The sequence below is a fragment of the Chitinophaga fulva genome (genome assembly GCF_012927205.1).
In the GTDB taxonomy this organism is placed as follows: domain Bacteria; phylum Bacteroidota; class Bacteroidia; order Chitinophagales; family Chitinophagaceae; genus Chitinophaga; species Chitinophaga fulva.
Genome location: NZ_JABBGC010000001.1, coordinates 555,202 through 570,156 on the forward strand (window position 1 = coordinate 555,202; position 14,955 = coordinate 570,156).

Below are 14,955 nucleotides of genomic sequence, written 5' to 3' on the forward strand. Positions count from 1 at the left end.
AAAAGGACAGGCCCATTGACATTCGTCAATGGGCCTGTCCTTTTGATAACATATGCTTGTTTAACGGATAATCAGCAACCAGCCTTTGTTTTTAGCGACCGGTATCTGCGCGTCTTTCGCAAACGTGCGCCCCTCCTGGAAATTACGTACAGCCGGCGCAGTTATCACTGCCTTCGCAGGATCTATGCCCAATGCTTTCCAGTCGATATTCAACTTCACCGTAGTATCTTCTTTTGCCCAGCTGGCGAGGGATATCAATACTGCACCATCTTTCTTGTAAATAGTTGCCGGCACCTGTGGATTATTGGTTTTAACCGGATTATTATCTACCCAATACCCAATCATTTTAGTGCCCTGCATCCCGAAATCATCCCATACTTTCCAGATAGGCCGTGGATCTGCATTATCAGACCATGGCATGCGGCTGGTCATGCCGTAAACCATGCCCCTCCACGGATTACCGCCATCCTGCAACATTTCGCCCATGAGGCCAAAAGGAATGCCACTCACTTCTGTGAGGAAGAAATCAGGACTGTTGTTTTCATAATCAAAGTACTCACCAAACCAAAGCCTGTTCAGATAAGGGAAATGTTCCATGTAGAGCATGCCGCTGTTGATGAAACCATCAGATTTATTATACTGATTGGCGGAGTGCAGGTCAATAAGACCCGGGTGTCCGTCTTTCGTGAGCACTCTTTTAATACGCTTCATCGTCACCCGGTCGAAGGCCACATCATCCAGGTAGATACCGTCGATGCCCACATTTTGCACCAGCCAGTTCATGCCTTCCACATAGTAGTTGTGCCAGCGGTTCATACCACTGTTGATAATAGCAGCATCCTTGAACTCCGGCACAAACCACGCCGCGATATAATCACTGTCGACGTGTTCCTGCAGCCAGGAGAAGCCGCCGCCTTTGCCAGGGCTATACACTTCATGGCCCAAACTGCGCAGCGGGAAGGTTTCCCAGGCATGGTTGGACAATTCGCGCACCGTGTTATATATTTTTACCTTCAGTCCTTTCTGATGGGCGGCATCAATATAATCCTTCATCTTCTTCCATTCAATGAACGGATAGTTGATCCATGGATTGATATCATTGCCATGGTGGATATTGACCACCGTGGCGCCGGTAGCTTTGATGCTGTCCAGGCTGTTGTATTTATGATAGAAACGGGTGCTCCACTGGAAGTCGGTATTGATGGGATGGAACGGTGTAATGATCAGATGGAAATTAAAATACAGCGTATCCCCCTTATGCAACATACGCTCACCACTATACGCGTTTACCAGGATCGCTTTTCCCTTCTCCCCGACAGTGATACCGCCTTTATCACCATTACCCCATGAAACGGGCAACAGTAAAGGTTTCTGGAGATAAAAATTAGTATTAAGCGGTCTTACGTAGTGCTCATCGCGAAGTGTAAACTGCAGGCCTGCGTTGACATCGCCGAGCCAGGCGCCGTCCTGGTTTTTATGTTGCACGTCCCACTTCCAGTCGATTTTTTCCGGGCGGAGGCCACCTTTCTGATTGAGGCCCATCATGTATTTAGCCGCTCCCTTTTCGAAAGGCAGATGAAGCGTGATATCTTTCAGCGCCACATCTTCCAGTGCGGTCACTTTCACGGTATAGTCCATGTAGCCATCGAATTCGAGTGCTGCCTGTACGTCCATTTGCAGGCCAGTGGTGGTATTGGTAGCTTTCCAGCTGATTTTGCCGGCTTCGCGGCTGGTGATCTGCCAGCCATTATTTTTCCATTTCAGGTCTTTACCGTCTGCTGCCGCGATGAAGTGGAAGTGTACCGGTTCTGTAAAGATGTTCTTAGCCTGATTGGACAGGGATGTCATTTCAGGGGTGAAGAAAGTCTGTATCTGTGCCGGGAAACCATCTTTATGGATGCCCACCTTACGCCCCAGCAGGCTGATGACACTGTCTTTCATCTCCAGTGGCGTGTAAGGAGCGATAACAGCATTATCCTGTGCCAGCATAGAGTTGAGCCACTTCAGCCGGGTTTGTTTCCATGGTTCGTTAAACCCGCTGTTGACCGCCGTTTTGCCCGTCACGGTGAGCGTTAGCCTTACCGGCATGGCAGGCATGCCTTCCGGGTGAACGGTGACCACGCCTTTATATACGCCCGGAGCGGCATCAGCCGGCACGTCGATACCACACCAAATGGCTTGTATGGCGCCTTCCGGAACATTGACTGTAGCCGTAAAAGGCTGTGCGTCATAAGTAGTTCCGTGTGTATTGATGCAATGCAGCTGCGATGCCGGAATAGTTTTTCCATCCGCTGTTTTAAGGTCGTTGAAGTTGATTTGCAGTTGCTTCAACGAATGCAACGCATAGATTCCCAGCTGGAAGGAATAGTACTCCCCTTTGTCGGCCTGACCGGCAAAGGACTGTGAAGGTCCCTGCTGTATCCAGCGTTGCGGCAGGTCGCGGGTCATCCGGATGGGGAAAGCGCGGTCTTCGGGAAATACGAGGTAGCCGGCGCCGGGATGCCTCAGCAGCAGCTGTTTCATTTCAGCGGCTGTGGCTATCACTTCCATCGGATAAAAAGTATTGAAGGTATCGATGGCCTCCAGCTCTTTTACCGTGGTATTAGGTTTGGGCGGAACAGCGATGTTTTTCGCCCAGCTGCTGCTGCCGGCGAGTTCCGCTGACAGGTATACGCCTTTAGGGTAGTTGGCCCTTCCTTCGTTTTTATAAGGGAGATAATAGATGTAATAGGTTCCTTTGCCGGACACCGGATCAAAGACGATGTCGCCCTGCTCGCGGTTGACAGACACGGGAAATACATTGCTGACCGGTAGTTTGGTCTGCGCGTCCTGCACGATGATACGTTTTAGTTCCGGGTGCTCGTCACGGCGGCGCCATGGAATAACGACGCGGGCAGGCCCGGCTGTACCGTTGAAAGTCACTACTGCCCGGTGATTACCGAGAGAATCGGCATCCCAGTTATTGTTGCCGGCGGTATACTTTACCTGCTGGGCGTTGGCGGCGCCGAGGAAGGCAAAGGTGAAACCTGCCAGCATCATGCCTTTCCGCACGAGGCGGTCATGGTGTTTAGGTTGATACATCAATGATTATTTTACTTTTTTCATATGGTCACTGCGGGGTTGAATTTACGCAGGATGGTGGTTATTTTCATGGATAATTATATAAATGGGAAAGCCCCGTGGTGCGGGGCTTTCCGGCTGTCGGTTATTGTATCGGGTTCTGTACCAGGTTAGGGTCCAGCAGGATTTCCGATTCAGGAATGAAGTGTACCACCCTCGCATCGGTGTATTTGATGGTTTGCGGATGCTCCGGCTGTACACCGGGATAATCGCGGAAAACATTCTTGTTGTTGCGGAACAGATCGAACACGCGATGTGTTTCGAATGCCAGTTCCAGACGGCGCTCGTCCAGCACCACATCCAGTACGGAGGTATATCCCAGCATGTTGGTGGCGGAGAACAGGGCGTTGCCGCTCAGACCCGCGCGGGTACGGAGGAGGTTCACATCATCCAGCACCTCCTGGGTTTTGCCCATCTTGGCATTGGCTTCCGCGCGGATCAGGTACATTTCCGCCAGCCGCATTACTACCGGGGAACTCAGGGTTGGTACGTTATCCTGATTAGAATACTTCAGGATATACCATTTTTCTACGTTGTTGCGTTTTGCCATCACCTTTTTCCCGTTGGCATCAACAGAATCCTGTCCAGACTTTGCTTTCAGGTATACCGGCTGAACAAAGGCATGCCGTACATCTTCCGGATATTTGTCCAGCAGCTTACGGTAGGCTTCTGACGCATACATCTCACCATATCCCATACCACCCGGCGACATATAATACATGGAACCGATGGAACTCCAGGTCCGATCGTCTTGCAGTGTATGATGGATGGCGAAGATGGTCTCATCATTGTTCTCATTGCTCTTCGTGAAGTAACGGGGCAGCTCCGCAGTAGCAAGCAATTTGTAGCCTCCCTTGGTAATCACGGAGTCAGCATATATAGCTGCTGAATCGTTACGGCCCATATAGAGGTATGTTCTTGCCAACAGTGCCATAGCGGCATTTTTCGTAGCATAACTGTTGGTATTCTCATTGTTCATCAACGCTTTGGCGCGGGAAAGATCAGCCACCAGCTGGGCATATACTTCTTTCACCGTATTCCGTTTAGGCATCGCCGTTATATCGTATTTGGTAACAACGGGAACACCTAAATTGGTTTCCGGGCTTTGGCTATATGGCCGGCCGAAAGAGCGTACCAGCGCAAAGTGAACAAATGCGCGGATGAACAGATTTTCACCGATCAGTTGATTTACGGCTGGTGACTTGCCCTCCGGCATTACCTCCAGCAGCCTGTTACAACCATTAACCGCTTTATATCCCATACGCCACATCTGGCCGGTATTGCCCTGATTGGTAAGATGGCCGTAAGTGTAAGAATAAAACAGCGGGTCGGTAGTGGCGCCGCTCAACGCTACGTCATCGCTGGGAAACTCTCCCATCTGGAAGTAGTTGCGGGTGAAGTTTTCCTCTTTGAGCAAGGCATAATTGCCCGCGGTAGCGGCAGGCCATTTGGTTTCATCTTTCAGTACACCGTCGTCCGGTATAGCGCTGTATGGTTCTTTATTGAGCGAACAGGAGGCAGTAAAAGCCACCAGTGAAAGCCCTGCAATATATTTAGTTATCTGCTTCATGATAATATCTTTTTTTGCACCCTGTTAAAAATTGATTTCAAGTCCGGCAAACCACTTGGTACTGAAGGGATATTTAGTCCCGTTGATACCACGGTCGTCTACTTCCGGATCAATGCCGGAAAACTTGGTAAGGGTCCACAGGTTGTCACCGCCCACGGATACACGTACATTATTCACCTTCACACGGTCCAGCCATTGTTTGGGAAGTGAGTAGCTCAAGTTCACGTTTCTCAGACGCAGGTAGCTGCCGTCTTCCAGGAAACGGGAAGAGGGTTTATGTGCGTTCTTATTCCCGCCGATCACATATTTAGGGTGGGTAGCGTTATCACCGGGATTCTGCCAGCGGTTCCAGCCTTTATCAAGCTGCATCAGGTTGTACGTATAGTAAGCACCATCGTTGTCCATCAGTTCACGGGTGCTGTTGTACACGTCATTACCGGAAACAAAGGCCAGGAAGGCAGAAAGCTGGAAGTTTTTATAGGACCATACGTTGCGCATACCACCAAAGAATTTAGGTGTTGCAGAACCTACGATCTGAAGGGTGGCATCGTTGTAATTGCTGGTAGTGGTAACTGTTTTCTTACCGTCAGCATCGGTGGTAACTTTTTCCCAGGTGGGGTTGCCATTGTTCGGGTCTACACCAGCCCATTTGCGCATATAGAAGCTGCGCATGTCCTGGCCTTTTTGCAGGATAAAGCTGCTGCTCAACGGATCGATGATGTAGTTTTTGCCACCGTAGAGATCACGCACGGAGTTTTTGTTGAAGCCGATGTTGAAGTCAGTGCTCCATTTAAACTCACCAACCAGGTTATCTGTGCTCAGGTTGATTTCAATGCCCTTGTTACGTACGCCACCCACGTTCTGTGAAATGTAGTTGTAGCCAGCGGTTCCGGGCAACGGCACGTTAAATAACAGGTCTTTGTTGTCTTTCTGATACAGGTCCACACTGAGGTTGATCCGGTTGAACAGTCCCAGATCAAACCCGATGTTGGTATTGTATGCTTTTTCCCAGGAGAGGCTGGGTACATTGTAAATGCTGGGATATGCACCGGGGAAACCGTTATACTGGGTATTGATGGCGTAGGCGCCGATAGCCGCATAGTCACCGATTTCAGCATTACCGGTGGTACCATAGCTGGCCCGCACTTTCAGGTTGGTAATCGCTTTGATGGATTTGATGAAGTTCTCTTCAGAGGCAGCCCATGACACGCCAAAAGCATAGAAGTTACCATACTGTTGGTTGGCGCCGAACTTGGAAGAACCATCTCTTCTGAAGGAAGAGGTAAAGTAATATTTGTAGTTGTAATTATAGTTGGCCTGAATAAAATAAGAATTGAACACGCGGTCAATTTTGGTACCGCCGATAGACATAGGCGAAGAAGTGGCGCCCAGTACATCTTTCCCGGCCAGGATACCTTTTCCTTTGGCATTGATGTTACCCCAGTTGATCTGCTGGAACTCCGCACCTACCAGTCCGTCGATATTGTGCACCTTGTTGACGGTGTAACGGGCCTTCAGCAGGTTGGAGCTGATATACACCGTAGTGTCCAGATAGTAGTTGTACAGGTTACCACGGTCATCGGCGCCGGCGGAAGTTCTTACGTCGCCATTGCTTTCATTGCGGTCGTGATAGTATTGCGCCCGGTTGGTAGTGCTGAAGGACAACCATTTGGTAATGTCGTACTCCAGTTTCAGCAAGCCTTCGAGGGATTGCCTGGTATGTTTATCGTAGTTATACTGTTGATCGTAGAGGAAGTTGGTCATATCACGGCCGTACCACACGTCTGTATTGATCGGGTTGATCGGGTTGCCTTGCCCATCATAGGGTTTGTCCCATGGCAGGTTGGTGTAGTACTGGTATAATGATCCACCGGAGTTGTCCTGGTCACGCTGCTGTACAGCTGCGAAATTGGCGCTCACGCGGAGTTTTTCGGTGATATTATGATCAAGGTTGAGGCGGGCGCTGAAGCGCTCTACACCGGTACCTTTGAGGATACCATCTTCTTTGTAGTAGTTACCGCCCAGATAGAACTTGGTTTTTTCGTTACCACCGCGGGCAGACAGTTCATAGTTCTGGTTAGAGGCGTTCTGGAAGGCCAGTTTCTGCCAGTTGGTGTTGATATCCCGGATGGAAGGGTCCAGTTTTCTGCCGGCAGCTGTTTGCAGGTCATAAAGCTGTGTTCCGTTCATGAGATGGAAATGTCCGGTATTGAGTTGTGCGGTACCAACGTTGGTGCGGAAGTTCACCTGTGTTTTACCAGCCTTCCCGCGTTTGGTAGTGATGACCATTACACCGTTGGCAGCACGGGCGCCGTACAGGGTGGTAGCGGCAGCGTCTTTCAGGACTGTTACCGTTTCAATGTCGCTGGGGTTAGGCAGGCCGCCAATGATACCGTCAACCACCACCAATGGAGCGTTGCCGGCAGTAAGGGTACCGTTGCCCCTGATACGGATGGTAGGGGTAGCAGCGGGATCGCCGGAGCTGTTGCCTACGAACACACCACTGATTTTACCCTGCAGCATTTTATCCACGCTGGTGGCCTGAACATCTTTCAGTTTGGCGCCACCTACGGATTGTGCCGCACCGGTAAGGTTTTTCACGGTAGTGGTGGTATAACCCATCACCACCACTTCTTCCAGCTTTTTGGTGTCTGCATCCAGCTTTACATTGATCTCTGTGCGGTTATTTACCGGCACTTTCTGTTGTACATACCCCACGAAGGAGAATACCAATGTGGCATTACCGGAGGGCACCTGTACGGAAAAGTGGCCACTGGCATCGGTTACGGCGCCTGCTGAGGTACCTTCTATCGCGATGGTAACACCAGGCAGCGGCTCATGTGTGCCGGCGTCGGTTACACGGCCGGTAATTTTCATCTGCTGGTTATTCACCGGGGTGATCACCACCAGGTTGTTTTCCAATACGCGATAGGTAACATTGGCGCTGGAGAACAGCTGGCCAAGCACATCATTGAGCTTTTTGTTTTTCACGTCAATGGACACTGCCTTGTCCAGGTCTGCGAAGTTTTCGTTGTAAAAAAAGCGGTAGTTACTGGTGTTTTCAATCATTTTGAAAACTTCACGGACGCTCTTGTTTTCTGCGTGTAGTTCGCTAATTCGGTCTTGTGCGGAAATGGTGGCAGATGCTTGTAGAATACTTCCGAAAATTAGCAATCCCGTCATTCTCATCATTAGGAATAATTTTCGCCTGGGGCAAAGAAATGCCGCCAAGTTTAGAGTGGATTTCATAAACTTGTATAGATTTTAGTTAAACGATGAATTACGGCAGAACGCCCGTCGCAAAGGCTACTGCACACTAAGTGATTTTCGTTGGATTGGGGTAAGTCGCATTACCCCAATTTTTTTCAGTTGTTCTTACTGTTCATTCATTGGTTTTTACAGGTTCAATAATTGTTGTTCTGTTGGCCTGCCTCGTGGTTATTTACCGTTCCGCAGTGCGTTGGCATATTTTTCTTTCAATACTTTGTCCACGCTGATGGTCACTGTTCCCTCCTCTATCCTGTAGTCCAGGGGAGCTGTCAGCTTAAGGATGTTTAGCACCTGTTCCAGTGTCTCCTGGCGGAAAGTCCCACTGAACCGGTAGTTTTTCAATTCTTCTTCTTTGAAGTCAACATTTACATTAAATCTGCGCTCCATGGTGACAGCCAGTTCTTCCAATGTCTGACCTGTTACGATCCAGCTACCGTCTTTCCAGGCCGTGTATATGTCAGTATTGCTCACTTCTTTTGTTTCCACCGGCGCCGGGACGGCGGTGTGACTGCTACTGCTTTTACCGGCGGCGGGCTGTTGCCCTGCTGTTTGTTTATAAACCACATGCTGATGTGGTTTTAGCATGATTTTAAACGGATTGGCCGTGCTGCTGCCATCGATCCGAACGGCTCCATCCACGAGGGTGGTCACCACGCCTTTGTCTTCCGGATAAGCCTTTACGTTAAACGAAGTGCCCAGTGCCAGTATCTTCAGGTCGGAAGCCCCCACCGTAAATGGTTTCCGGGAATCTGTATGGACCTTAAAAAACGCTTCTCCTTCCAGCTTCACTTCCCTGCCGGCGGTATTGAAAGAAGAGGCATATTCCAGCTTGCTGCCGGCATTGAGCCATACTTCTGTACCGTCAGACAGTTCTATTTTGGTGGTCGCTCCTTTCGGGCTGGTCACGGTTACCATGCCCTGATCCCCTTGCCCTTTTTTAAGCGAGAGCCAGGAAAACACCACGCCACCACCCAAAACGAATGGCAACGTATAGGAGGCGGCCATTTTCAGCACCTGCTTCCATCTTTTTACAGACACCGGTGCGTTGACCAGCCGCATTTCCTCCCAGGCCGCTTCGGTATTATAAGGACCGGTTGCTGCGGTAGCCATCCAGGCATCCCTCAGCTGTATAAAATATTCGCGGTTCTCCGGGCTGGCATCTATCCATTTTTCCAGCTCCTGCTGGTCTTCCGGAGTAATATTACCAGACATGAATCGCGCTATCAGATCATCCATCTGCCCAGGTGAATAGTTAGGCTGCATATTTTTAAACAAGTAGTAAGACAATTTTTTTGTCCCCATAGGGTGACAGACAAGAAAAAAAAATTTCAGTATTATTTCAGCAGCGGCAACAGCTCGTCCCGCAAACGCTGTAATGCACGGGTCATTTGTGTTTTCACGGTGTTCACGGAAATACCCAGCTGGCGGGAGATTTCGGGATAACTCAACTGTTCAAAGCGGCTTAGCCGGAATACATCCTGGCATTGTGGCGGTAGTTTCCGGATCGCTTTTTCTGCAATATGTTCCAGCTCTGCATTCTCCAGCCTCTCTGCCGGTGTGGGTGCAGCAGGCATATTCATTAAGGTAATACGGGATTCCAGCTGTTGTAACAGCTCATGACCATAGCGGGCCCTGATACGGTCCTGCTTAATGTAGTTAAGACAATTATTCTGGACAGCCCTGTACAGGTATGCTTTTACCGATACCTGTATGTCCAGGTCATCATACCGTTCCCAGACTTTGAGGAACGTGTCCTGCACAATCTCTTCCGCCAGTTCATGACGGTTTACAAAATCAAAAGCAAAAGTACAGAGCGCAGCATAGTATGTTTTGAAGAGTCCTTCAAAAGCCGGTAACTGTTGTTTATGTTGATTGATATGTAAACTCGATTCCAAAATATTCAGATCCTGGCACGCTGTTATACTGGCTGTAGTGCTACTTGTACGGTCACTCCACTGTTCACGTCATTGTTCACTTCATTGCTCATCCGTGGCAAACAAATATATGTTATACGCTCATGAAAAGATACGACAAGTCCAGGGGGATTTGACAAATTGTTGGAAATAACACAGAGATGTGTAAAAAAAATAACAATGCTTCCCGTTGCCTTACCTGTAATCGTCATCAAAATTTCACCATGCCGCTGGTTAAATTTATATGAAGATGATCTTCAACAACTTAACGGTTTTGTAAACATTTATTAATGTGCCCATAACAGTGGTGCTATTGCTTTGCAGTTTAATTTTTTTTAAAACCAGTCAAAGCATGAAGAAAAAATTTACAAAGTATCTGAAGCGACCACTGGGCCTTGCTACTGTACTGTTGCTCTCGGGCCACCTGTATGCCCAACAACCCGTCCATGTGAAAGGACGCGTAGAGTCTTTCGACAAAGGTGAGCCCATTCCGGGCGCGGCTATCATGGCTGGCGGCAAGCTCTTAGCCATCACCGACGTAAACGGCTCCTTCGACATTAAGTCCCTTACTCCCGGCGCACAGCTTTACATCACCATGATGGGTTATGAAAAGCAGCAGCTGGTGCTCAACGGCGAAGCACTCAATCTGCAGGTGCGTATGAAAACAACTACCGGCAAGCTCAACGAGGTAGTGGTGACCGCTCTTGGTATCAAAAGAGCAGAGAAAGCATTGGGTTATGCACAACAAACCCTCAACGACGAATCCATGACAGACTCCAGGCCCAACAACTGGTCTGACGCACTGCGTGGTAAAGTAGCCGGATTAAGCATCGCCTCTCTCGGCGGCCCGCTTAACTCACAGGAGATAAGACTCCGTGGCACCAACTCCCTTACCTCCAATGGTAACGCTGCACTGGTAGTAGTAGACGGAGTACCTGTAAACGGTGGCCTCACCACTTCCGGCGCATCCAACAGCTACATGGGCGGCGATGCCTCTATCGATGTTCCTGTCGATTTCGGTAACGGCATCTCCGACATCAACCCTGATGACATCGAAAGTGTGAGCATCCTGAAAGGCCCCGGTGCAACAGCATTGTATGGCAGCCGCGCTGCCAACGGCGCTGTATTGATCACCACCAAATCCGGCGCTAAAGCCAAGAGAGGACTGGGCATCTCTTTCAACAACAACACCAGCTTTGATGTGATCACCCGTTGGCCCGACTGGCAATATGAATACGGCCAGGGCGACGGTAAAACGAACTACAACACCAAAGGTGAACTGTATTACTCCTACGGCGCCACCGAAGATGGTCGCAGCACCGGCGGCAGCAGCAGTGCCTTCGGTCCTAAATTCGACGGACAATACTATTTCCAGTATGACCCTGTTAAAATGGGCACTGGCGCAGAGAGAACACTGTGGCAACCTTATAAGGACAACCGTAAATCCTTCTGGCAGACGGGCCGTACTGTTACCAATACCCTGTCGCTCGAAAACTCCGGCCAGGACGGTTCTATCCGCGCTTCTGTTACCCATTCGTCCAACAAGTGGATCATGCCTACCACCGGATTTGAGCGTATAACCGCTGCCGTGAATGCAGGATACAAAGTGTCTAACAGCATCAGGCTGTCAACTGCGGTGAACTATACCAATAAATCCAGCGACAACCTGCCAGGCCTGGGGTACAACAACCACTCCATCGGCTACTTCATGATTTTCCAGAACCCCAACGTAGACCTCGACTGGTACCGGGCAAAATGGAAACCAGGAGCAGAAGGCATCAGCATGATACGCCCTTACAGCTCATTTATCGACAACCCGTTCGTTATTGCGGAAGAAATCACCAACGGCTTACGCGGCAACGCCATCACCGGTAACCTGAAAGCCGACGTTCAGCTGGCGCCCAAGCTTACCCTGATGTTACGCGGTGGTATCAACACCAACCACCAGAACAGGGACCAGCGCCGTCCATATGACACCAACCGCTACGGACAAGGTTTCTACACTAAACAAACCGTATACACGCAGGAAATCAATACCGACTTCCTCCTGTCTTACAAGAATGCATGGATGCAGGACAAATTCACCCTGACCGCATCCGCCGGTGGTAACGCCATGAGCAGCCGCTACGACCGTACAGACAATACCCTGATCGGACTGGTGGTACCCGGCGTTTACAAAATGACTAACGGTATCAGCAACCCGCTCGTAGCCACTTATGACTCCAGGAAAAAAGTAAACAGCCTGTATGGCCTCGTCAACCTGGGTTACAAGGACATGATCTTCCTGGACCTGACAGGTAGAAACGACTGGTCCAGCACACTGCCGGAAGCCAACTGGTCTTTCTTCTACCCGTCTGCCAACCTGAGCATGATCATCAGTGAAATGGTGCAACTGCCTAAATCTATCAGTTATCTGAAATACCGCCTGTCACTTGCCCAGGTAGGTAACGACACCGAGCCGGGCAGAACAGCCAAATACTATGGCCGCAGCAGCTTCCCCAGCTCCGCTGAAGCACCTTCAGAGTTGTATAACCTGGAATTCAAGCCGGAGATATCCACCAGCCTGGAAACGGGTATCGAAGTGGCTTTCCTGAAGAACCGCCTGAAACTCGATGCGTCCGTATACCGTACCCGCACTAAAAACCAGATCCTTTCCGTTCCGTTGGAAAGATCCACCGGCTTTGCCTCCGCGCTGCTGAATTCAGGTGAAGTCCGCAACCAGGGCCTGGAACTGATCTTAAGTGCCACTCCGGTGACCAACAAAAACTTCACCTGGAACACCACTATCACCTGGGCGGCTACACGTAGTAAGGTGCTGAGCCTCGATCCTCGTCTCGGCGGCAAACTGGGCATCATGAGTTCTTCCAGTGCTACCCTGACTGCCGTAGAAGGACAAACAGCTTCCGCACTTTACGGTCTTAAGTTCCAGCGTGCCCCGGACAGCCAGATCATCTATGTTAACGGTATCCCCAGCGTAACACAGGTCACCGAGTACGTCGGCGACACCAACCCGGAATGGAGAGCCGGCTGGGCCAACAGCGTGATGTACAAAGGCTTCAGACTGAGCACTACTATCGACGGACAACTGGGCGGTACCCTGTACTCCCACTCCCATCACAAAATGACAGAACAGGGTAAGCTGAGACACACCCTGAAAGGCAGAGAAGAAGGATGGATCACAGGCGATGGCGTAGTACAGAATGCAGATGGTTCTTTCAGCCCTAACACGGTAAAAGTAAGACCGGCCGACTATTATGCTCAGTACTATCGTTTGAACAACACCGAAGCCAATTCCTTTGACGCCTCTTTCATTAAACTGCGTGAAGTGTCACTGGAATATAACTTCCCGAAAACATGGTTTAACCGCACCAAAATACAGAACCTGAGCCTCGCTATATACGGACGTAACCTGGCTACTATCTCCGATTTCCCGATCTATGATCCGGAAGTGGCCACACAAGCCAGCGGAACAGGTATCCTCACCGGTGTGGAAGTAGGCCAGATGCCGACACCATCTACTTTTGGCTTCAACCTGAAAGTAAAATTATAATCGATCTCTGTTACTGAAATCAGCATAACCATGATATCTCTGAACTTAAGCAACCGCTTTAAAATCATATATGCCGCTGTACTGGCAACTGCGTTACTGGGCAGTTGTACCAAGGACTTTGTGGAGACCAATAAAGATCCTAACCGCCTGGAATCCATCACGCCCGGCACTTTGCTGAATCCCACCATTTACAATGGTGCTTCCTACGGTATGAGCCGTAGCCGTTCATTCACTTTTGAACTGATGCAGGTTGCCGGCGGATATCCAAATGAATCTGTCGAAGACCAAACGTATCTGTACGATTTCCGTGAAGATGTTGGTAATGGTATCTGGAACACTTATTACCAGTGTCTTGCCAATACACGCGAAATGGAATTGTCTGCCATCAAACTGAACAACAACAACTACCTCGCGATATCCCTCACCCTGAAAGCCTGGTTTTATTCCATGCTGACAGACTGTTTCGGTGATGTCCCGATGAACAACGCGCTGAATGGCGAACAGGGAACATTCTTCCCTACATTCGACAAGCAGGAAGACGTTTACAAAACCATCCTGGCAGACCTGGAAAGGGCCAACACATTGTATAATACCGGTACTACCACCATGTATGCTGCCGATATCCTTTTCAACAATGACCTGACCAAATGGAGAAAGTTCACCAACTCCCTCCGCCTCCGCCTCTTGCTGCGCACGATGAAAAAGCTGCCCGGCAATGCAGACATTATGGCCGCAATGTTACAGGACGCAACGAAGTATCCGATATTTCAGAGCAATGCTGAAGCCGCCGTACTGGCCATCACCGGTACTACGCCCAATATTTCACCCTGGAGCAGACCACAGGATTTCACCACCGGCCGCGTGTATTTCGACTTCTTTACCAACAACCTGAATAACTTCAAAGACCCGCGCTTAGCGTTGTTTGCCGGTCAGGCAAAAGATAAGAACAACAAAAACATAGGGTATAAAGGTTTACCGGTGAACTATATGGAATCTCCTACCAGCGTAAACTACAGCCCTTCCGGGTTGCTGCAGCGGCTGGTGATTGCACCGATGATTGCGCCCATACTTAGCTATGCAGAAGTGGAGCTGATCCAGGCAGAACTGGCGCAGCGGAACATTATCCCTGCCGCCACAGCGGAAGATCACTATAAAAAAGGCGTTAAAGCTGCTATTGAGATGTGGGGAGGTGTGATGCCGGACAATTACTTCACGCTGGAGAGCACCAAATATGACGGTACGCTGGACCGCATTATGCTGCAAAAGTATTTTGCGCTTTTCTTCACCGATTACCAGCAGTGGTTTGAGCATCGCCGTACCGGCCTGCCCGTATTGCCTACCACTACTTTCATGTATAATGACAGGAAGATGCCTAACAGGTTATTTTATCCGACCTCTGTTAAGGTGTATAACACTGATAATTACCTGAAGGTAGTAGAGCAGATGGGAGGTGATAAGATCAATGTCAAAGTTTGGTGGGAAAAATAACCACCATCAATAAAAAAACGCGGGTGATAAACACCCGCGTTTTT

General features: G+C 49.6%; 7 protein-coding genes. 2 read left to right on the forward strand and 5 right to left on the reverse strand.

The genetic code is table 11. The annotated features are described in order from the left end of the window. Positions 1-60 precede the first annotated feature (60 nt). The 5 genes from HHL17_RS02445 to HHL17_RS02465 form a co-directional block, all read right to left on the reverse strand. Complete coding sequence (locus tag HHL17_RS02445) at positions 61-3,081, reverse strand: glycoside hydrolase domain-containing protein (protein WP_240975072.1); 3,021 nt, start codon at positions 3,079-3,081, stop codon at positions 61-63. Positions 3,082-3,205: 124 nt separating this feature from the next. After that, positions 3,206-4,690, reverse strand: coding sequence for a RagB/SusD family nutrient uptake outer membrane protein (locus HHL17_RS02450; protein WP_169223204.1), 1,485 nt, complete (start codon positions 4,688-4,690; stop codon positions 3,206-3,208). Positions 4,691-4,714: 24 nt separating this feature from the next. Then, on the reverse strand, positions 4,715-7,759 hold the full coding sequence (locus tag HHL17_RS02455; RefSeq protein ID WP_169223205.1) for a TonB-dependent receptor: 3,045 nt from the start codon (positions 7,757-7,759) through the stop codon (positions 4,715-4,717). A gap of 369 nt (positions 7,760-8,128) precedes the next feature. Then, positions 8,129-9,223 (reverse strand): FecR family protein, encoded by a 1,095-nt coding sequence (locus HHL17_RS02460; RefSeq protein ID WP_169223206.1) that lies wholly within the window; start codon positions 9,221-9,223, stop codon positions 8,129-8,131. Positions 9,224-9,294: 71 nt separating this feature from the next. After that, a complete protein-coding gene (locus HHL17_RS02465) occupies positions 9,295-9,855 on the reverse strand; it encodes an RNA polymerase sigma-70 factor (protein ID WP_169223207.1) in 561 nt (186 codons plus the stop codon). Positions 9,856-10,225: 370 nt separating this feature from the next. Between HHL17_RS02465 and HHL17_RS02470 the strand changes: the two genes are divergently transcribed. Continuing rightward, positions 10,226-13,423 (forward strand): SusC/RagA family TonB-linked outer membrane protein, encoded by a 3,198-nt coding sequence (locus HHL17_RS02470; RefSeq protein WP_169223208.1) that lies wholly within the window; start codon positions 10,226-10,228, stop codon positions 13,421-13,423. A gap of 30 nt (positions 13,424-13,453) precedes the next feature. Further along, complete coding sequence (locus tag HHL17_RS02475) at positions 13,454-14,911, forward strand: SusD/RagB family nutrient-binding outer membrane lipoprotein (protein ID WP_169223209.1); 1,458 nt, start codon at positions 13,454-13,456, stop codon at positions 14,909-14,911. Positions 14,912-14,955 lie beyond the last annotated feature (44 nt).

Bases quoted from the DNA above. Each gene is read 5' to 3' on its own strand.
- HHL17_RS02475 (WP_169223209.1), top strand. From the start codon at position 13,454: ATGATATCTCTGAACTTAAGCAACCGCTTTAAAATCATATATGCCGCT.
- HHL17_RS02455 (WP_169223205.1), bottom strand. From the start codon at position 7,759: ATGATTGAAAACACCAGTAACTACCGCTTTTTTTACAACGAAAACTTC.
- HHL17_RS02460 (WP_169223206.1), bottom strand. From the start codon at position 9,223: ATGCAGCCTAACTATTCACCTGGGCAGATGGATGATCTGATAGCGCGA.
- HHL17_RS02445 (WP_240975072.1), bottom strand. From the start codon at position 3,081: ATGTATCAACCTAAACACCATGACCGCCTCGTGCGGAAAGGCATGATG.
- HHL17_RS02450 (WP_169223204.1), bottom strand. From the start codon at position 4,690: ATGAAGCAGATAACTAAATATATTGCAGGGCTTTCACTGGTGGCTTTT.
- HHL17_RS02470 (WP_169223208.1), top strand. From the start codon at position 10,226: ATGAAGAAAAAATTTACAAAGTATCTGAAGCGACCACTGGGCCTTGCT.